The 18,425-nt window shown below is 61.7% G+C and carries 26 protein-coding genes; 14 read left to right on the top strand and 12 right to left on the bottom strand.

All coding sequences use genetic code 11. The annotated features are described in order from the left end of the window. Nucleotides 1-113: 113 nt before the first annotated feature. The 12 genes from E1B25_RS20425 to E1B25_RS20375 form a co-directional block, all read right to left on the bottom strand. Nucleotides 114-1,169, bottom strand: coding sequence for a tyrosine-type recombinase/integrase (locus E1B25_RS20425; RefSeq protein WP_132831439.1), 1,056 nt, complete (start codon nt 1,167-1,169; stop codon nt 114-116). A gap of 5 nt (nt 1,170-1,174) precedes the next feature. Then, on the bottom strand, nt 1,175-1,345 hold the full coding sequence (locus E1B25_RS22260) for a hypothetical protein (RefSeq protein WP_165937704.1): 171 nt from the start codon (nt 1,343-1,345) through the stop codon (nt 1,175-1,177). A 17-nt stretch (nt 1,346-1,362) separates the two neighbouring features. Next, nucleotides 1,363-2,055, bottom strand: coding sequence for a hypothetical protein (locus E1B25_RS20420; RefSeq protein ID WP_132831438.1), 693 nt, complete (start codon nt 2,053-2,055; stop codon nt 1,363-1,365). Further along, nucleotides 2,052-2,303 carry a hypothetical protein gene (locus E1B25_RS20415; RefSeq protein WP_132831437.1) on the bottom strand — a complete coding sequence of 84 codons (252 nt, stop codon included), beginning with the start codon at nt 2,301-2,303 and terminating at the stop codon, nt 2,052-2,054. The genes E1B25_RS20420 and E1B25_RS20415 overlap by 4 nt, the downstream gene beginning before the upstream one ends. Nucleotides 2,304-2,365: 62 nt before the next feature. Beyond that, nucleotides 2,366-3,358 carry a DUF2303 family protein gene (locus E1B25_RS20410; RefSeq protein ID WP_132831436.1) on the bottom strand — a complete coding sequence of 331 codons (993 nt, stop codon included), beginning with the start codon at nt 3,356-3,358 and terminating at the stop codon, nt 2,366-2,368. A gap of 29 nt (nt 3,359-3,387) precedes the next feature. Then, on the bottom strand, nt 3,388-3,816 hold the full coding sequence (locus tag E1B25_RS20405; RefSeq protein WP_132831435.1) for a hypothetical protein: 429 nt from the start codon (nt 3,814-3,816) through the stop codon (nt 3,388-3,390). A 34-nt stretch (nt 3,817-3,850) separates the two neighbouring features. Continuing rightward, nucleotides 3,851-4,396, bottom strand: a complete 546-nt coding sequence (locus tag E1B25_RS20400) for a LabA-like NYN domain-containing protein (protein ID WP_132831434.1) — start codon at nt 4,394-4,396, stop codon at nt 3,851-3,853. A 20-nt stretch (nt 4,397-4,416) separates the two neighbouring features. Next, a complete protein-coding gene (locus tag E1B25_RS20395) occupies nt 4,417-4,830 on the bottom strand; it encodes a hypothetical protein (RefSeq protein ID WP_132831433.1) in 414 nt (137 codons plus the stop codon). Beyond that, nucleotides 4,830-5,132, bottom strand: coding sequence for a hypothetical protein (locus E1B25_RS20390; RefSeq protein ID WP_132831432.1), 303 nt, complete (start codon nt 5,130-5,132; stop codon nt 4,830-4,832). Before E1B25_RS20390 ends, E1B25_RS20395 begins: the two co-directional genes overlap by 1 nt. After that, entirely contained in the window at nt 5,132-5,518 is a 387-nt protein-coding gene (locus tag E1B25_RS20385) for a hypothetical protein (RefSeq protein ID WP_132831431.1), read from the bottom strand. The genes E1B25_RS20390 and E1B25_RS20385 overlap by 1 nt, the downstream gene beginning before the upstream one ends. A gap of 150 nt (nt 5,519-5,668) precedes the next feature. Further along, on the bottom strand, nt 5,669-6,169 hold the full coding sequence (locus E1B25_RS20380; protein ID WP_132831430.1) for a hypothetical protein: 501 nt from the start codon (nt 6,167-6,169) through the stop codon (nt 5,669-5,671). 153 nt (nt 6,170-6,322) lie between these two features. Next, nucleotides 6,323-6,694, bottom strand: coding sequence for a helix-turn-helix domain-containing protein (locus tag E1B25_RS20375; protein ID WP_132831429.1), 372 nt, complete (start codon nt 6,692-6,694; stop codon nt 6,323-6,325). An 84-nt stretch (nt 6,695-6,778) separates the two neighbouring features. On the opposite strand from E1B25_RS20375, the gene E1B25_RS20370 reads away from it, so the two are divergent. The 14 genes from E1B25_RS20370 (at nt 6,779) to E1B25_RS20305 (ending at nt 18,381) form a co-directional block, all read left to right on the top strand. Next, nucleotides 6,779-7,009 carry an XRE family transcriptional regulator gene (locus tag E1B25_RS20370; protein ID WP_132831428.1) on the top strand — a complete coding sequence of 77 codons (231 nt, stop codon included), beginning with the start codon at nt 6,779-6,781 and terminating at the stop codon, nt 7,007-7,009. An 88-nt stretch (nt 7,010-7,097) separates the two neighbouring features. Continuing rightward, nucleotides 7,098-7,574, top strand: a complete 477-nt coding sequence (locus tag E1B25_RS20365; protein ID WP_132831427.1) for a hypothetical protein — start codon at nt 7,098-7,100, stop codon at nt 7,572-7,574. 349 nt (nt 7,575-7,923) lie between these two features. Further along, the gene (locus E1B25_RS20360) at nt 7,924-8,355 is read left to right on the top strand and encodes a hypothetical protein (protein ID WP_132831426.1); all 432 of its coding nucleotides are present in this window, start codon (nt 7,924-7,926) and stop codon (nt 8,353-8,355) included. Then, nucleotides 8,352-9,119 (top strand): DNA-methyltransferase, encoded by a 768-nt coding sequence (locus tag E1B25_RS20355; RefSeq protein WP_132831425.1) that lies wholly within the window; start codon nt 8,352-8,354, stop codon nt 9,117-9,119. The genes E1B25_RS20360 and E1B25_RS20355 overlap by 4 nt, the downstream gene beginning before the upstream one ends. Beyond that, a complete protein-coding gene (locus tag E1B25_RS20350; protein ID WP_132831424.1) occupies nt 9,116-9,958 on the top strand; it encodes a hypothetical protein in 843 nt (280 codons plus the stop codon). The genes E1B25_RS20355 and E1B25_RS20350 overlap by 4 nt, the downstream gene beginning before the upstream one ends. Beyond that, nucleotides 9,958-10,503 carry a hypothetical protein gene (locus E1B25_RS20345; protein WP_132831423.1) on the top strand — a complete coding sequence of 182 codons (546 nt, stop codon included), beginning with the start codon at nt 9,958-9,960 and terminating at the stop codon, nt 10,501-10,503. The genes E1B25_RS20350 and E1B25_RS20345 overlap by 1 nt, the downstream gene beginning before the upstream one ends. Beyond that, nucleotides 10,478-11,206 carry a helix-turn-helix domain-containing protein gene (locus E1B25_RS20340; RefSeq protein WP_132831422.1) on the top strand — a complete coding sequence of 243 codons (729 nt, stop codon included), beginning with the start codon at nt 10,478-10,480 and terminating at the stop codon, nt 11,204-11,206. The genes E1B25_RS20345 and E1B25_RS20340 overlap by 26 nt, the downstream gene beginning before the upstream one ends. Nucleotides 11,207-11,223: 17 nt before the next feature. After that, complete coding sequence (locus E1B25_RS20335) at nt 11,224-11,808, top strand: hypothetical protein (protein WP_132831421.1); 585 nt, start codon at nt 11,224-11,226, stop codon at nt 11,806-11,808. Further along, nucleotides 11,805-12,683, top strand: coding sequence for a transcription termination/antitermination protein NusG (gene nusG, locus E1B25_RS20330; RefSeq protein WP_132831420.1), 879 nt, complete (start codon nt 11,805-11,807; stop codon nt 12,681-12,683). The genes E1B25_RS20335 and nusG overlap by 4 nt, the downstream gene beginning before the upstream one ends. A 433-nt stretch (nt 12,684-13,116) precedes the next feature. Further along, nucleotides 13,117-13,701, top strand: a complete 585-nt coding sequence (locus E1B25_RS20325; RefSeq protein WP_132831419.1) for a phage tail protein — start codon at nt 13,117-13,119, stop codon at nt 13,699-13,701. A 171-nt stretch (nt 13,702-13,872) separates the two neighbouring features. Then, nucleotides 13,873-14,577: a hypothetical protein gene (locus E1B25_RS20320; protein WP_132831418.1), complete on the top strand. Its 705-nt coding sequence runs from the start codon at nt 13,873-13,875 to the stop codon at nt 14,575-14,577. After that, nucleotides 14,577-16,547, top strand: coding sequence for a phage terminase large subunit family protein (locus E1B25_RS20315; RefSeq protein ID WP_132831417.1), 1,971 nt, complete (start codon nt 14,577-14,579; stop codon nt 16,545-16,547). The genes E1B25_RS20320 and E1B25_RS20315 overlap by 1 nt, the downstream gene beginning before the upstream one ends. Next, nucleotides 16,544-18,124 carry a phage portal protein gene (locus E1B25_RS20310; RefSeq protein WP_132831416.1) on the top strand — a complete coding sequence of 527 codons (1,581 nt, stop codon included), beginning with the start codon at nt 16,544-16,546 and terminating at the stop codon, nt 18,122-18,124. Before E1B25_RS20315 ends, E1B25_RS20310 begins: the two co-directional genes overlap by 4 nt. After that, nucleotides 18,121-18,381, top strand: a complete 261-nt coding sequence (locus tag E1B25_RS20305) for a hypothetical protein (RefSeq protein ID WP_132831415.1) — start codon at nt 18,121-18,123, stop codon at nt 18,379-18,381. The genes E1B25_RS20310 and E1B25_RS20305 overlap by 4 nt, the downstream gene beginning before the upstream one ends. Nucleotides 18,382-18,425: the final 44 nt, after the last annotated feature.

Raw genomic sequence — 18,425 nt, 5'->3', positions numbered from 1 at the left:
TGGTAGGCCCGGCAGGCGTGCAACATTTGTTGAATTTCAAAGTCTTAACAGATTTGCAGGGCACTTTTCAGCTACTATTTATCAATGGCTTAGCGTCAGGGTGCCCTGCAAAATCACCATTCGAGATTGCCAAGCATCCGCATTGCTTCGGCTGCCAAGCGCTGGCGGTTGACGCCGCTGGTATAGTGCTCGGAGGTCTTTGCTTGGGTATGACCATGCACGGCCATGATGTGGTACTGTGACGCCCCCTCGAGCGCTAGCAGCTCGCCAGCTGCCTTGCGGATCCCGTGCGGGCTGCGGCCCTCGAGCCCGGCCTCGGCAACCCGGTCACGGAACCAGTTTCCGAATGCGGCGCTGGACGCGAAGGGCTTTCCCCATCCTGTCATCAGATACGCGGGCCCGACAACCTTCTGCTCGGCGATAGCATCAGCCAAGGGAGGCAGGATCGGCACCACAACGCGGGTGCTGCCCTTTTTGGCCGGCTGCCAGTCCAAATAGGTGATGCCATCTCGCTTCACCTCATTGCCCCGGCCTAGCAGGAAGGCGTCGCCTATCCTGCATGCGGTGAAGGTAAACAGCGTCAGCGACAGGTGCGCCATCGTGCCCTTGGGGTGGCGATCACGGAACGTACTGAGATCATCTATGGACCACGGCACGGCGCCGGTGCCGCGGTTGATCTTGCCAATGCCGAGGGCTGGGTTATCTGCCACATGGCCACGCTCGACCGCCCATGCGTAGAGCGCGCGGATCGTCTTGACCATATTGTCGGCGGCACCCGGAGTAGCCATCATACCATCACGGATCTCGATCACCTTCTCGCGCGGCATCGCCATGTGTTTCTCGCCGTGATCGGCGCGCAGGCGATCAAAGAACGCTCGGCGCTGTTTCAGCGTCGTTGGGTGCATCAGGCCAGCTGCGACCCGCTCCTGCATCCCCGCTTCAAAGGCCAGCGATAGCCACGCCACGCTTTTCGGAATCGGACCTTGATCATCTGGTGACTGATAGGTTTCCCCACGCCGTGCGGCCTCATATCGGATCATGAACTCTGGATGTTCAGGATCTACGCCGATCGCGATCTTGCGCGTCTTGTCACCGCACACCCGCACCCGATAGGTGTATCTGCCTGATCGCTGCTTTTCCATCATCAGTCCAGGCAGGTTGACGCGCATTTCGCTCACCACGGTTTGGGTTCCCGATCATCACCCTGCGGTTTTTCGGTGGTGGCTGGCAAGATCCGAATGGTTCCGTTCGGGTCTATCTGCACCTCACCGATCCGGATCCCGGCGGATATGGCACCTTTTACAGCCCTCCTGACCTGGGCCTCGGTGAAGCTGGTCGCGGCCATGGGTCAGGTCTCCATGCTCATGCTGCTTGCTCCTCTTTCATCGCATATCTACCCCACTGGTCGGCGGCGGCGCTCATCATTCCGGGAAAGCTGCGGCTGCGCAGGCGGGCCCGATCGGGTCCGGGTGGCATCCTGTGGACCCGGTTCCATTGTTTCCATTCACCGCTGCCGCGATCTGGTTCTGGCATGCGGTCGGTTTCGGCCAGTTCTGGCAGGCCGCGCAGGTACCAGCCTGTGGCCTTGTAGGCCGGTTCACCAAACCAGAACGGCTGCACCATCTGCGGCGCTGGAAGGCCGCTCGGCATCCGGTCGCGGGCGAGATCGTTCATTTCGGGGTTCTCGACCGCCACGCGCGGGACCGGAGCGGCCCAGCAGGTGGTGAAGATATCCACGCCAAGCTCGAATTCGGCGCGCATGTCGTCCCATGTCTTGCCTTTAGGCAGCGCCTTTGGGCGCGTCCATTTCCCGGCTCCGCTCATCCAGCGGCGGCCTGAGCGGCAGAGCCGGGTGCAGGGCGGGTGCATCACCGCCAGCAGATCCCAGCCCTCTGTCAGGATACCGTCGCGCACGTCGCAGATGATGTGGTGATTGCTGCCATCCTCGGCTGTCTCGATATCGCAAGACCAGACATCATGCCCGCGCGCGGCAAAGGCCCGGCGGGCAATGCCGCTGGTTTCGCAGGCGATCAGGACGCGTAGGGCAGCGGTCATAATCGCGCGATCCGCCCCACCAGCCGCGCGGTAACGGTCTGGACGTCGAGGTCGATGGTGACCCGGTGACCGGGTAAGATGGTCCGATCTTCACCCATGCGGGTGCGTGGGCATCCTCCTGCCATGAGGCAATCAGCCAGATCGTAATTGTCGCACTGGTCAGGCGCGCATACAGGCTCGACGTACTGCGGGCCTTGGACGCTGATGTAGGGCGATACTTGCGCGGTGTGGATGGTCTGGCTTGTCATGGTGGACCTTTTTCTGCTGGTGTCCGTCGCTGCCCCCTGTCGTCAGGAGGCAGAAAGAGGCATCAGCTTTCAGGGCTGCCTTTGAAGGTCGGCAGTTCGGTCCGTTCTGCGGCCTCCTCGATGGCTTCCTTGAATGCCGATTCGAACGCCTTTTCCGGATTGTAGATCGACAGGATGAAGCGCACCGAGCCTCCCATTTTCCGATATCGGAACCGCACCGGCATCCGATATGGGGCGCCGCCCATGAAGACCGGGATGGCGATGATGATCAGGTTCGGGATCTGAAGCGGCTTGCCGTCAGCGCCCTTGTGTTCGTTCAGGAACTGGATTTCACCTTCTCCGGTGTCGCGGTTGCTGGTCACCTTCAGGTTGCTGGTTTCGTACACTTGGAACTGGCGCGACATCTGCAGCAGTTGGGTCAGCTGGCCATAGCGGCCTTCGATTTGCTGTGCCGTCTGGATCAGCCGATTTTCCCACGGCTGGTTCTTATTGGTTTCCTTCCCGGCGAGAATGGCGGCGGTCGGGTCCATGATGTCCTTGGCGTTGGCTTCGATGAATTCGCCCAGGTCGTCTTTTTCCAGCGGCTGGCCAGACACGCCCGTCCACGCCTTCCATTCTTCCGACAGCGGGAAGTTGTAGATTGCCCGGTGATGGCAATGCCTGGCGGTCGGGTCGCCGGTGGCAATCGTCTGATCGGAAGGGCCTTCCGCGTGATAGTCCGCGATGCAGGTGATTGTCGGGGCCCGAAGGTCAGGCTTTGCAAACAGCGCCGATGTCGGGCCCTTGAAGCGGTTGGCCCATTCAATCAGGCTCTGCAGGTCATCGAGGCGGGCCGTCCCCTTGCGCCGCGCGGGCTTCAGGTATTCCGCAGCTGCACGGTGCATGCTGGTCAGGTCTTCGATCGTCCTGTGGCCCGGTGTGGCCACCAGGTGGGCCTTGGTCAGATCGAAGTCTGCTGGCCTGTCGATGAATTCAGTGCCCCCAAGTTTTTCCATGACATCGCGCATCGTGGCGGCTGGGTTCTCGGTGCTGAACTGTGTGGTTTCGTCGGTCACGTCATTGGTCCTTTTCTCTGGTGGTGACGTTATTCTATGTCGCGGATTTCGCCGGTGGTTGGGTCATAGTTGTAGTCATCGACATCCCGAACCGGCTGGTGCATGCGCTTCATCATCGGGCTGTAAAGGGTCAGTTCCCCGGCATCGTTGATGTATGCGCCGGCACTGGATGGCGGCTTCTTCGGGGGCTTGAAGGTCACGATCGCGCCCATCCCGACATCGCCAGAATTTCCGACCGCGTAGGACAGCTGCAGGGTCATAGTGCCGCTGCACCCCTTGGAGCCGTGTTCGCCGTTGTGCTCCAGAAGCTCCTGCATCAGCTTCTGGTGGCCGGTCATCACCTCGGCCATGAAATCACCGCCGTCGAACAGCATCAGGATCTGTTCCAGCGTGCGCATCTTGTAAGGATCGTGTGGGTCTGCCGTTGGCGGCGCAGTCGGCACTTTTCGTTGGGTCATCAAGGTTGCACTCCTTTTCAGGTTTCGAGGTCGGTCACGCTACAGCGCTGTCGCGGGCGGGGCGGGCGATGTCGTGGCGCAGGGTGTCGAGGTCTACGAAGGCGTCGGCCTGACGGCGCAGATCGTCGGAAATCATCGGTGGCTGGGCGCGCAGGGTGGACACTACGGAAACGCGGGTGCCCTTTGCCTGGAGGCCGCTGACCAGCGGGGCGAAGTCGCGGTTCCCGGTGAACAGAACCGCATGCGCGATCGCGGGTGCGAGGTTCATCGCCTCGACGGTCAGGGCGATGTCGGTGCTGCCCTTGATGCGCCTGCGCCCATCATCGCCCTCGAAAATGCGGGCGGGTTGGGTCACCACGGTCCAGCCGTTGAACTGCATCCAGTCCACCAGCGGCCGGATGGCCACGTGGTCTTCGGTGTCGGCCAGCGGAGTGAAATAGCTGGCGCGCAGCAAGCGCCCCTTGGCCTGGAAGGTTTCCAGAAGGCGCTTGTAATCCACGTCGAAATTCAACGCGCGGGCGGTGTGGTAGAAGTTGGGCCCGTCGATGAAGAGGGCCAGAGTTTCGTCTTTGTAGAACATGCGATGGGCTTTCATTGAAATCAGCCGCAGTCCGCTTCGAAGCGGAGGCGGGCGCTATAGGCGCTGGTGATGCTGTCCAGCGCCTCGGTGCTGGCCGGCGTTGGGTTCAGGTCGATCTGGACGCGCAGCAGGTGGGCGCAGTCGATGTCGCGCTGGTCGCGCAACGCCAGCCGCGCCAGCACCTTGATATCGGCTTGCAGGTTGCCTCCGTTGATCAGCACAGCTTTGGTCACCATGTCGCCATTGGGGCGCCGGAAGGTCACCAGCCATTGCTGATCTGGGAACAGCGCCTGCGGGCGCACGGGGCGGGTGGCGGCGTCCGCGCCACCCTTGCGAAACCGGCGGAAAAAGGCGCCGGGGGTCCGCAGACTGGACACCCCGGCAGTCTGGCCGGTTTCACACGGCGTCGGGTTGGGGCGGGCGCGCATCGCCATCACGCGGCCCCTTTCTGGCGCAGCTCGGGGTGGACGGTGATGAAACCGTCATCCTCGGCGTCCAGCTTGCATTGGGCGCGGGCCAGCCGTTTCCAGTTGGCGATGGCCTCTTCTTCGGATGCGCCGCAGCCCTGCACCCCATGAAGGTCGAGATCCCAGCGATGACTGCGGTCGCCGGCGGGCGGATCGAAGCGCCCGAAGGTTTCCATCACCTCGCTGTAGACCGCATCGCGCTGCCCGGCGACATCGAGGCATTCGAGGTTCAGCAGGAAGGCATGAAGTCGGTTGTGAAGGACGTCCATCACGCGGCCCTCCGAATCTGGGCTAGCACGTCGGCGGCGGCGCTGCGTTCGGCGGCGTCGGTGGAATGACGCAACAGGGTTTCGCAGGCGGCGGTCAGGGTGTTCGGGTGGACCGGCTCCGGGGCGCGGATGTCGTGCCTGGCCTGATCCAGGCGGGCCTCGATCGCTTCGGACCGCAAGGCCAGCGCAAGGGCGAAGGGGCGATTGCTTGCGGTCTGACGCCAGCCTAGCAGTTCGCTGCATATTTCCGGCAGCGCGACGGCCAGCAAGGCGCGGGTTTGTGCGTCGAATTCGCCGCGCTGCGCGTCAAAGTCGGGGTCGGCCAGTTGGGCCAACAGGTTGTCGCTGACAAGCGGCTCGTCTTCTGTTGCACGTGTTGCACGCATCGTTGCCTCCATCGGTTTGATGGGGCGATGGTAATAGTCTAAAAAGACTATGTCAAGAAAAGTTAGTCTAATAAGACTAGAGATTGATTCGGTCACGTCGGTCCGGGCGGCATTGACCGGGCCGACGGCGTAGCAATTAGGTTGTATGAATCATTCGTTTGGCAGGCCGCAAAGGTTTGCCAGTTTTGTCACGCTACCTGTTGAGCCGCGAACAGAGAATTCCTTTTCGTGATAAAGGCTTCCCAATAGCCTTGCCGCAACGGAAATGCTGGATGTTGCCGCGATCAACTCGCGTGCAAGGGAGGGCGGAGCTGCCGCGTGTAGCGTCAGTTTTCCTTCTGGATTGTCGCCCTCTGCCTTGATGGCGTATGGCGCATTCTGGTCGATCCGTACCAAGATTTCCGGCGCGGCGATGTTGAGCATCTTCAAGGAGTCTTGGTCAATGGCTTCGGGTGTGATGAATATCACCGTCAGGTCATCTGCGCCGGTGCAGCGTAGGCCCACCGCGTATTGACCCTGCGACGTCAGCGCGATCTGCGTCTTTTGGGCATCAAAGGCACTGCCCTGTTCCTGGTGTAGCCATTGTGCCGACGCCTGTCCTGCCGTGACTGCAAGCGCAATCAGCGCGGCGGTTAGAATGGGCCGTTTCATTCACGATTCTCCTGTGGCGAGAGTGGTTCCTACGGTACGCTGCAGCATCCTGAACGGTAACGAAACAAAAAATCAACATCTAGCGGTTGCAATTTTAAACAGATGTTCCCTTAGTGTTCTCAATTTAGGAGGGAACAGTGACAGCTACAGACTTTATTCTTCGCCTTCAGGGGGCTCTTCGATGCCCGCATTCTGCGCATCGCGAAGCCCTTCTCCGTAGGTTAGCAGAAGACGGCGCTCACGCGGTGATAGTTGAGACAGTAGGGACCGAATACGTTGCGCTTCTGTGTCAGCCGGAATCGGTCCGGCCTCAAAAGCACCAGACATAAAGTCTTCCAGCGTGGTTCCGAGCGCAGCGCATACCTTGATGGCGGTATCGACGCGGGGGTTCTTTGTTGTGCCCTTCAGAATCTTGCGGACTACGCTGTCGCTCAGGCCGGCCTTGGTCGCCAATCCCGATTCCGTAATCTCAGGGCGGCTATCCAAAATGGCCTTAAGGCGCTGTGCGAAGGTTCTGTCGGTCATAGGTGTAACCTACCGTACTAGGTTTTTTAGACTATCGACTAAAAAGACTTTGACGAGATAGTCTAAAAAGACTAATCGTGAGTTATGGAAAAGTTCATGCAACAGGTGCGCGCCTATGCGGGTGCGCTGGGGGTTCATCCTTCGACGGTCGTGCAGCGCGCTGCGAAACTTGGCGGGGCTGCCTGGGCTAAGTGGGAAGCCGGAGACGGATCTCCCACCCTGCGGACAGCAGACAAGATCCTGAAATACATGAGGGAAAACCCAGCGCCATCCCGCGAAGGCGATGATGCCGAACCTCTGAAGGAGGCCATCTGATGCGGGGATATGAGGATTTCGATCCATGCCTTCATCCTGATCAGGCATGGGGCCTGCGTCTTGTGAAATCGCTCGGGGGAATTCTCACATGACCCGCAGGACAAGACCTGGCACCATCCAGTCCGCCATTCGCAGCGCCTACAGGGCTGTGGGTGGCATTGAATGCGCCTCCGACGACCTGGGGATTTCCGTCACCACACTGTCTTACGGCACCGATGTGTCGGAGGTGCGGCCGGGCGGCCTCGGGGTCAACTATGTCGACAAGCTGGGGCGGATCGAACCGGCGGCGGCGATGCCGATCGCGCAGCATTTTTCGCAGCTGGCCGGTGGGGTCTTCACGCCCCTCGGCGCGGCGGGCGGATCCAGCGCGGATTTCGCGGATATCGCCAGGGAATTTTCGGACGTGGTGGCTAAGCATGCCGATGCGCATTCGGCGGCATCGTCCGACCCGACTGGCTACACGCCCACCGAAGCCTTCGAGCAGATGAAGGAGTTGGGCGATCTGATGGAGGTCGCGGCGCGGATGTATGGTGCGTTGCGCGAACGGGCGGAGGGGCGGTCATGACCGCGCCGCGCAGCCCATCCAGCCGCCATCCATCTGTGATGAAGCATCGCGACCATGCGCAGCTTTGGCGTCTGGTCGAGGGGGCTGTGGTCGATGCTTTCCGCAGTCATTCGGGCTTCCTGACCCAGGCCGGCCACCGGTCTGCGGTGCAATCTGTGACAAAACGCGTGGTGGGACAGATCGTCGGCCACGCGAAGGAGCGCCAAGAGCGCGGTCGCCCCTCTACTGTTGGGGGTGGCTCTGGCGGTGGTGCCGAGATTTCCGGCGCTGCCAGTGGTGCGGGGCGGCACCTCCTCCCGACGCCCCGCACCCGCTGGCCTGACCTTCATGACATGTTGTGCGGGGGTGCATGATGGCGCCGATCATCAAGAACAATGTAGAGTTTCGCGACTTGTGGGCAAATGCACCGACGATTGCCGCAATCGCAGCGCATTATGGTGTCGCTCACGTGTCCACCGTGTCGAAGGCCGCAAGGCGGTTCGGCCTGCCGCGTCGAGACCCCGGAAAGTATGATCGCAGCCGGTGCAAGTCTGGTCTGAAGGGTGCTCCGAAACGGGGCGCGGACGCTGCCCGTGCGGCGCGCGCTGCCGAGGTCGATGCCAAGCGGGCCATGGGGCTGGTGGAGCGTCTGATCGCGCGCGGGATCGCATCGGACGCGGCCTCTGGACTTGCGTTGGGGTTGGTGAAAGCGCGGCGCTATATCGATCTTGAGGATCTTGGTGAGCGCTACTCCGTGCCGCTAGCCCGGCTGTTGCCGATTTGGCATGAGGTGCGGGTGTGAATGGGGCAGACGTCACAATCGGACCGGTACGCCTGATCCGAGGCGATTGCCGCACGGTGATGGCGGATCTCGATTCAGTTGACCACGTGATCTGCGATCCTGCCTATGAGCAATCCCTACACACTGCGAAAAATTCAGGCCGCGCCATCCGCGCAGATGGTGGGGTGGAGTTGCGTAGGCTGGATTTTGACGGGATCGACAGCTATCGCGCGGATTTCGTGGCGCAGGTCGTGCCGCTATGCCGGGGCTGGTTCATCGCCTTTTGCACGGTCGAGGGCACCACCCGCTGGGCCGATGTCATTAACCCGGCCAAGGGCGTTCGCTACAAACGCGCCTGCGGCTGGATCAAGCCAGATTGCGCGCCCCAGTTCAATGGGCAGGGGCCGGGATCGTGGTGCGAGTGTTTCGTCACCGCCTGGTGCGGGACTGGATATGCGCGCTGGAATGCGGGCGGCAAGCGCGGGGTCTATACCCACCAGACCAATCCGCGCGATCGCCACGGCGGCCACCCGACCGAAAAGCCGTGGCGGCTGATGCGCGATATTCTTTTTGATTTCACCAACCCGGGCGACCTGGTGCTCGATCCATTCATGGGGTCTGGCACCACGCTGGTTTCCGCCGTTTTGAGCGGGCGGCGCGCGATCGGGATCGAACTCAATCCGGATTACTTCAACATGGCGGTGGCGCGGGTACGCGTGGCGGTGGCGCAGGCCCACGCGCTTGGCATCCAGTGCACGCCGCAAGTGCAGGGGGAATTGATATGAGCGACGTGATCAAGGAAATGCGCGAGGAGTGCGCGCAGGATATGTGGCAGGCCAAGTTGCGCAGCACTGCTGTGGACATGCTGGCTGGTTGCGCCAGCGATATTCGCGCGATCGGGTTCACTGTCGACGTCAGTCGCCCCGGTGGCATGTTGGCGCTGTGTTTTGACCCGGATGCCGCGCCGCGCGGGGTCACTCCGCCGCTGGGAGATCAGGATAGCGCGGTCGAGGTGCCCGAGCTGGAGGTAGTGGATCTGGATGATGAGGCGTATCCTGTTCCCGAAAAGACCCAAGATCCCAAGCCTGCCCCAAAACCGGCGGCGGTACAGCCGCCAGCAACCCTGCCATGGACAGATCGGGACCGGGAGCGAGTGCTTGACATGCTGGCGCGCGGGCGCGGGCGGGATGAGATCGCGCAGGAGTTGGGCCGCGATCACAAGCAGATCGCGAACCTAGCCTTCCGAAAAAAGGGCGAGATCAAGGCCCGGCGCGCAGCGATTCAGGGCCGTGCCCCAGCGCCTGCACCTGTGGCGCAGGAGGTAATGCCCGCGGCTGATGCTGCATCGGTGCCTGATCGTGGTGATGTTGCCGTAAGCGGCGCAGAGCGGGCGATCTGGGATCACCTCGAAACGCTGCCAAAGGGGGCATGGACGCCAGCGCGCGATCTGGCCTTGGCCGAGGGGTTAGCGCGCGGAGATGGTACACCTGGTGTGGCCGAGGTGCTGGAGGTGGGGCGCGAGGATGTGATTACGCGCTGGTGCTATATCAACACCGCACGCGGTGATCTCGACCATCAAGCGGCGCTGCTGCGGGTGCTGCGATGGCGGGCAGGGGCGTCCTGATGGGGCAGCCAGTATATGTCAATCTGGTGGTGCGAGGCACGGTTTATGCCGATGTCGCCGCAGCCGCCCAGGGCGAGGGTGTGACGCCTGGTGCAGTGCGCCGCGCGATTGCTGCCGGACGTCTCGATAGGCTTGGGGCCCGTAAAAGGCGGCTCAGATATGACGCCATGCCGGTGCGCATTCGGGGCCAAACATTCACCAATGCGCAAGCCGCAGCGGATCATTTTGGCGTCACCACTGGGGCGATCTATCAGGCGCTGTCGCGTGGAAAAATGGATCGTGTCGGGCTGGCGCCTGAGCGGGGTCAGGCGCGAGCGCTACCGGTGGTGATCGGTGGCATGCGGTTCAGATCTATGGCCGTGGCCAGCCGGGCGCTTGGATTCGGTTCATCCTATGTCTCTCAGGCCTACACCCGCAATTCGACCTTTGCCAAGCAGAGGATCTTGGCGGCAGCCATGCGCCTGCGTGAGCAGCAGGATCAAGCCAAGCGCACCGACGCTGTGCGCCTTGATGCAATGAATGAAAAACGCATCGCAAGCTGCTGATAGAATGGGGAAAGACGTGTCAGAACAAGCTGCGCGAAAAATGGACTTCACTCCCCCTGCGGAGCGTCGGGTGATCCTTTCCAGCGACTGGGAGCGCCAGCGCTGGGGATGGCTGGAGAGCGTTCGTCGCGATGAAGGGCTCAACCCCATGGCGCGGCTTGTGGCGCATGTGCTGGTGCTGGATTTCGCCAACCACAAGACCATGCGCTGCGACCCTCCGATGTGGGAAATAGCGGATGTGATCGGATGTTCCGAGGATACCGTGAAGCGGGCGATCGGGCAGCTTGTCAAGGCGCGCTGGATCGTGCGCGAGCAGGGTATCGGTCGCGGCATCAGCAACGGATATGGCTTCCTGACGCGGGCAAAAATCGTGCGCCTAAAAGGGGGCAAATCTGCACCCCGAAAAGGGGGCAGGAATGCACCGACAAGCGGTTCCGTTATGGGTGCAGATCTGCACCGAAAAGGGGGCAAATCTGCACCCCCCTATATAAAGGATAAACCATATAAGAACCATAAAGGGTCGCAGGGTGCGTCTGAGCGGCCAAAAAATCCCATGGTTGTGGCCGAGGCTGAGCGGGCTGTCGCGGCCTTCCGGGGTGGGCGCTCTGACGCCATCGCCGAGCTTCCGATCTGGGTTCTGAATTACGTAATCACCGCAGAGCTGCTGACGCCGGAAGAGCGGCTGGCGGCTGGATTGAGCTGAGAAAAGGGGCAGGGACGATGGATATCGCAGAACAGGCTGAGGGCGAGAAACGTGTCAGGCGGATGCTGGTGGAGCCGCTGCTGCGGCGGGGGCTGGCCAAGCCGGGATCTCTGACCAAGGACATGTTCGACGACATGCTGAAGGATCTTTGTTCAAAGCTGGCCTACATGAGCGATCTCAACATCGGCGCGCTGGAGGAGGAGGTTGCCGGGATGGCCGGCGGAAAGGCTAGGGATCGCTTCCCGATCGCCAACGTGATCCTCGAACGCGCCGGGCGCATCCAGCCGCCGGTTGACGACGGCAGCCCGCTGATCCGCGCGGTCTTTGCCAACCGTCTCGGGCAGGATGCGCTGGACGAAGGCTGGGCGCCGGAACTGCTCGCCTCGCTGCGCCAGACCCGGCGCTGGCCGGGAACCTACGTGGTGCGCCAGATCCGCGAACAGGCCGCCTCTCCGGTGCGGCATCTGCGCGATGTCGAGGCTAAGCTGGCGCGCGATGGAGAGGTTCCTGCGAGCGACCGGCAGTGGCGCGACCGGAGGCTGGAGGTAGTTGAGAAATGTCAGCGGATCGCGGATCTGGCATCGCAGGGGGAACAGGCATGATGATGGGAACGATCATAGCGCAGGACATGCAGTGGTTCGCTGTCAGGGTGAAGCGCAAGCAGGCGGGCGGTATCCGAAAGGTCACGGTCGGCGGCAAGTTCGAAGCCTATCGCGACAGGGCGGGACGTATCCGCAAGCGCCGGGTTGATGGCACTGGAGACCGGGTATTCCTTCCAGAGCACATCCTGCGCCGCGCCGGGTTCGAGGTGTTCCTTCCGGTCAAGAAAGTGCTGCGGCGCAAGAACCGCTTTGGCCCAGACAAGGTGTTCGTGTCGCAGCCGCTGCTGGCGGATTGGCTATTCGTCGGATGGCCAGCATTTGAAAGCCGCTGGCATGTCCTGATGGAGTTAGACGTGGTCACCGGTGTCATGGGAACTGGGGGGCATCCTGTCCGGATTTCGTCCGCCCGGATGATGCGCCTGATGCGGCAGTGGGGCGGTGGGCATCTGTCGCCAGAATGCCATCGCATGGCCAAGTCCGCCCAGGCCCATGTCGCCGGTGATGTCTTCAGGGTTCCGGACGGCCCGTTCGAGGATTTCAAGTTCACCGTTGTCGATGCCACGGCCAAATCGGTTCGGGGCGTCATCGACATCTTCGGGCGAGAAACCCCGCTGGAGATCCAGGCAGACAAATTGCCAGACCGCGATGGCGATCGCGTCGGCGATGTGGCGATGCCGATCGATGCGGACGGAGGAGGCGCGTTCGATCCGGGGTTGTCGGCATGCATCTGCGGTCACCGAATGGCCACTGTCGTGCCGGACGTTGACGGGTTCTGCATCACCTGCGGCAACTGCGGGCGGCGCGCGGCGGTCGGGTCGGACACCGAAAGCGCGGCCAGATCTAGGTGGAACCAATGGTTGGCGGTTATGAGTTAACAGATACCCAATATTGTTAAGGGGGGTTGACGGAATACCGCATATTCCCTTAACAGTGGGAATCAGACGAAGGTTCGGTGGCCACTGTTGAAAGATACATGCCATGGTTCCGGGCGGTCGAAGTCGCATGTATTGCACCCGATTTCGACTGTATACCGTCAAGTCTGGGCAACCACGCGAAAGCGCCGCCGCCTGTGACACTGCTGCTGCAATGGAAGACAATGGCCCGGCTGCAAAGCGCGGGCCTTTTTCATGTCTGATGGGTATCTGAACGTGAACCCCAGCATGGGTATCTGAACGTGAACCCCAGCAATGGAGGCGGCGATGAAGCGCATCTGACCTTTCCCAAGTCCATCGTTTGAGGGCCGGTCGCGCAGTCGTCGCGGCTGGCCTTTTTCATGTGTGCAGCGCCCATGGGGCAAAGGGGCAAGCGATGTTCAGCGTCGGCGAAGTCAATGTGAAGGGCCTGCAGAAGTTCGAGAACATGCTGGGGGCACTTGGGGCAGAGGCCCCGAAGGCCGTGAACCGCGCCATCAACCGCACTGGTGACATGGCGCGAACGCAGGTGATCAAGACCCTGTCGAAACAGACTGGACTACCACAGCAGGTTATCCGCAAGGCCATCAAGAATGGACCAGATACAAAACGGGCAACGTGGTCAGATCCGACGTATGTGATTTCAGCGGGCGGCGGAGACATTCGGGTGAAATACTTCAAAAAGCGCGAGACCCGCGCTGGGGTGGTTGCCTATCTTGGGACGGAACGCGGTCGCGTCCTGTTCCCCCGGACGTTCTTTCGGGGCGGCGCATTCCCACGACGCGTGGATCTGACAGCCTTCGGTGGGCATGTCTTGGACCGCCTCAGTGAGTTTCGCTACCACCTGAAGCATGTCCGGTCTGGTGTCCTGATCCCGGAAGAGATGGTGAGCGGCGCAACGGCAGACGCCTTTGAGCGCAGCGTTGAACGGAACCTGCCAGTACGTCTGGACCACGAGATCAGCCGTCTTCTGGGCCTTTGACCGACTGTGGAAAAAAGGGACCGTACCCCGCCCTTATAGCACGCGGTGCGGGGGCAGCCCGGGGGTTCGGCAGTCAGACGGGTTTTGAAAAGCCTTAACAAACAGTGGTTTAGCTTAACGCTGGGGGCTTAACATACGTGCCCGACCGGCATTGGACTGAATGGGTCAGGCATGCAAGCTGCACATCAGGAAATGTCGCAGGCGGAATTTGCGCGCGAAATGGGTGTCAGCCGCGCGGCGGTCAGCCAATGGAAGTCGAAGGACATCCTGCGCGACGATGCATTCACCAGGCCGGGAAAAACGGGAAAGGTGATATTCCGCGTCGCGGTCGACCAGGTGCGTCGAAATCGCGATGTCGGCCAGTCCATGGGTAACGGTATCGCGACCAGAACCACGGGGGCTGACGCGAAGCCGGCTGTGGCCGCGTCGAGGGAACCGGTTCCGAAGGAACAGCCAAGCCTGCAGATGCAGGATGCGCCCCCGGGCGAACCAATTCCGGCCGCATCGTCGGAGCCGATCGCACCAAAGCCAGATACGGTCGAAGACCAGCTGAAGCGGGCAAAGCTGGAAGAGCAGCTGCGGCGCAACCGGATCCAGGCGTCAGATGAAGCGCTGCGGCAGGGCATGCTGATGTCCGCCGATGACGCGCGGGACCAGATGGCCCGCATCTCAGGGATGATGCTGCAGATCTTCGAGGGGGCCCTGCCGGATTTTGCCGCGGCGATGGCCGCAAAGTTCGACGTACCGCAGCGGGATGTGCTGCACCTGCTGCGGGCAGAATTCAAGAAAGTTCGCAAGACGGCCGCGATGAAGGAACGCGCCCGTGCGGATGGCGCAAAAAAGGAACTGACGACCTCGGTTGAACTGGATGCCTGATGCTGGATGTTGCTATCACAAGCGCAGAATGGATGGCGCACGATGTCCTGGCGGATGTCATCGACCCGCCACCGCCGGTCGATTACCTGACGTGGGCGGAAGAGAACATCGTGTTCTCGGCGCGGGAAAGCCCGCTGCCGGGGCCATACAACCGCGAGCGCTTCAGCTATTTTGACGAGATACTGCGGGCGCTGTCGCCGGATGATCCGTGTCGGGTTGTCACCTTGTCGAAGTCGGCGCAGCTGGGTGGCACGGTGCTGGCCAATATATTCACCGGAGGGTCTATGGACATGGACCCAAGCGATTTCCTCTATGTCCACCCGACCGACGAAAACGCGCGGCGATGGTCGAAGATGAAGCTGGCCCCGATGCTGAAAGGAACCACGGCGCTGCGCAAGATTTTCCCGATGAAGGCCCGCGACGGTCAGGATTCAGTATTCTACAAGGAGCGCCGCGACGGTCGCGGGGCCATCCAGATTTCAGGCGCGAACTCGCCCGCATCACTCAGCCAGGTATCGATGTCCAAGCAGGTTCAGGATGACCTAGCCAAGTGGGACATGAACAGCGCGGGCGACCCAGAGACGCAGGCGGACAGCCGCAGTCAAGGGTATGAGTTCGCCAAGATATTCAAGATTTCGACACCAATGGTTGTTCCGGGGTGCCGCATCACCAAGAATTTCGAGGCCGGAAGCCAGGAGTTCCTGTACGTGCCATGCCCGCACGATGAATGCGGCCACATGCAGGTGTTGGAGTGGGAAAACATGCTGGTCAGTCTGGATGAAGATCATCCGGAGCGGGCGCATTTCACCTGCGAAAGCTGCGGGGCGGCGATCGAGGAACACCATCGCCCGAAGATACTGCGGGGAGCGAAGTGGATTGCCGCGAACCCGAAAATGAAGAGGGTGCACCGGTCGTTCTATATCTGGTCGGCCTATTCTCTGCTGCAATCCTTTGAGCGGATCGCGCGGTCGTGGCTGACGGCGAAGGGCGATCCACCGAAGGAGCAGACATTCTGGAATGACGTAGTGGGCAAAGCCTACCGCGTTCTGGGTGAAGCGCCGCCATGGGAAGACATCCGCGATCGGGCATCGGAATCGGATTATCCCCACGGCACCATCCCGGCGGGCTTCCCGCTGCTGACCTGCGGCGTCGACTGCCAGGGTGACCGGGTGGAATGGCAGGTGGTCGCCTGGGGCCAGAACAAGCGCCGCGCGGTGGTCGAGTATGGCGTGTTTAACGGGCATATTTCCGAGGAGCAGTGCCAGACCAAGCTGAACGGTCTGCTGCGTCAGGGGTTCAGGAACGCCTATGGCCGGAAGATCGAGATCGACCTGCTGGCCATCGACGGCAACGCCTACACCGAAGATGTGTGGGATTGGGCGCGAAAGCACCCAGCAAGCCGGGTCATCATGGTGCGCGGTGTGCATCCGGAAAGCGCCCCGCTGCTGGCGCAGGTGAAGAAGGAACGCAACCGGCGCGGCAAGATCGTTCGATATTCGAAGCGATTCTTCAATTTCGCATCTTCGGTTCTGAAGATGGGGCTCTACCGGAACCTGAAGAAGACGGATCTGGAAGAGCGCGGGTTCATCGCCCTGCCGAAGGGGTTGGAAGATGAGTTCTTTCGCCAGCTGACTGCGGAAAGCCGCAAGGCGCAAAAGGCGAAATCTGGCTTCACCAGGTATCTGTGGGTGAAAGACCCGAACCAGGCGAACGAGGGGCTGGACACCCACCTGCAGGCCGAAGCGGCAGCGATCCGCCTTGGGGTGCGCGGCCTGCCGGATAGCGAATGGGATCGGATCATGGCCGAACGGGAATGCCCTCCGGAAGACTTGCAGGGCGATTTCGAAGACCTGTTGATGGCGGCGAGGCCGCAGGCGGACCAGCCGATCGTCGTGCCGCCTGACGAGGATAAAACTGATATGCAGGCCAAAGAGCGTGCGCGGTCGAAGTGGAGAAACAGGACGCGATGAGCGGACTAATCAAACCAGACGGAACGCCCTTGATGGCGGCTGGCAGGTCTTCGCGTCCGACTGCCCGCTATATGCGCGACACCAAGAGCGGTGTCATCGCATCGCGGGTGGCCCCGCTGACCAGTCACCGCGATGACGTGCGCCGTTCCTGGTCGCGCGCCGCCGGCCTGGCAATGGACCTGATCCAGAACAGTGGGCGCCTGAAAGGGGCGACCGACCAGGTTCTGGCCGATACCGTGGGGGTCGGGCTGACCCTGACGCCGGATCCTGACCTGTCGGGCTTGGGGTATGACGACAAGGAAAAGGCGGACTGGATCCGGTTACTGAAAAAACGCTGGCGGGCCTACTGGCACAATGCCCGTGAATGCGACATGCGCGGCAAGCTGACCGGGGCGCAGATGGTAGACATCGGGTTGCGCTGGCATATCGCCTATGGTGAGGCTTCGGGCGTCTTCGATTTCTTCACTGCAGGCGAGCGCAGCAGCTATGGTATCACCAGTGGCACCAAGCTGTGCCTAGTGCCGCCGCCTCGGTTGGTGCAGGACACCAGTCCGCTGGAGGGGCTGTTTCAGGGCGTGCGTCACGACGGCAAGGGCCGTCCGGTGTCCTATCGGTTCGAAACAGTTTCCGGCGGCGTGAAGTCGAAGCGAGACTATGCCGCTTTCGATGTCGATGGTCGCCCGCTGGTCATGCACGTCTTTGACCCGATGGACGCCACGGATGTTCGCGGGATTTCTCTATTGGCCCCGGCGTTCCGCAAGCATATCCAGGCGGAAATGCTGGACGATGCCACGCTTCAGATGGCCATTCTGCAAACGGTATTCGCCATCACGCTGACATCTGAAGCGCCAAGCCAGGACGCCTATGAGGCGTTGGAGGTTCTGAAGGAAAGTGAAGGCGGAACGGGGTACGCGCAGGAATATCTGGACTTCCTCGGGTCGCAGCTGGACCGCGCTGCGGAAAGCCGGATTTCTGTCGGGGCTGACCCGCAGGTGTCGCACCTGGGGCCGGGTGAGCGGCTGGGCATGGAGACCGCGAAAATTCCGGGGCAGGATTTCCTGCCGTTCTCGAATAGCCTGGCGCGCGACATGGCCCGCACCATCGGTATCACCTATGGCGGGCTGACCATGGACCACACCGCAGCGACCTATTCCAGCGTGCGCATGGAGAACGCCTCGATCTGGGCTGTTGTCATGCGGCGGCGTGAACGGATCGCGGCCCCGATGTGCCAGATGGTCTATGGCAACTGGCTGGACGAAGAGGTGGGCGAGGGGCGGATCCCGTTCAAGGGCGGATACCGCGCCTTCCGCGCCAACCGAGACCGGGTGAGCGCCGCGAACTGGCAGGGCCCGGCGAAGCCCACGGCGGATGATTACAAGTCGGCCCGGGCATCGACGGAACGGATGCAGAATGGCACCAGTTCCATCGCTAATGAGACGGGCGATCTCGGGGTGGACCCTGACGCTCTGTTTGAACAGCGCCAGCGGGAACACCAACGCTATGTCGATGCGGGGATGGAGTCGCCCTATGCGTCCAGAACCGTGCAGCCCGTCATCGAGACGGAGCCTGCGCCATGAGCACGATGAAGGTTGGCCAGGATGTCGTGCAGATGGATGATCCCTGCGCGATGGCCGATGCGCTGCGTAAGGTCCGGATCCGTTTGAGCGCCGGCCAGATGCGGGAGACCGTGCGCATGGACGGTGAAGAGGTGACGTTCCAGCTGGCGCGTCTGGATGATCTGAAACAGCTGATCGCGGAATACGAAAACGCCTGCCGCCGGAAGACCGGCGGCACGGCCCGCACCAGACATGCGAAGCGGTTCAGCTTCACCTGACGGATGTGCCCCTTGGGGCGCGCAGAGACCCGAACGGTAACCAT

Source organism: Antarcticimicrobium sediminis (genome assembly GCF_004348975.1).
Taxonomy (GTDB): domain Bacteria; phylum Pseudomonadota; class Alphaproteobacteria; order Rhodobacterales; family Rhodobacteraceae; genus Antarcticimicrobium; species Antarcticimicrobium sediminis.
Note: the sequence above shows the minus strand (reverse complement) of the source record. Positions and strands in the feature narration are given on the sequence as shown.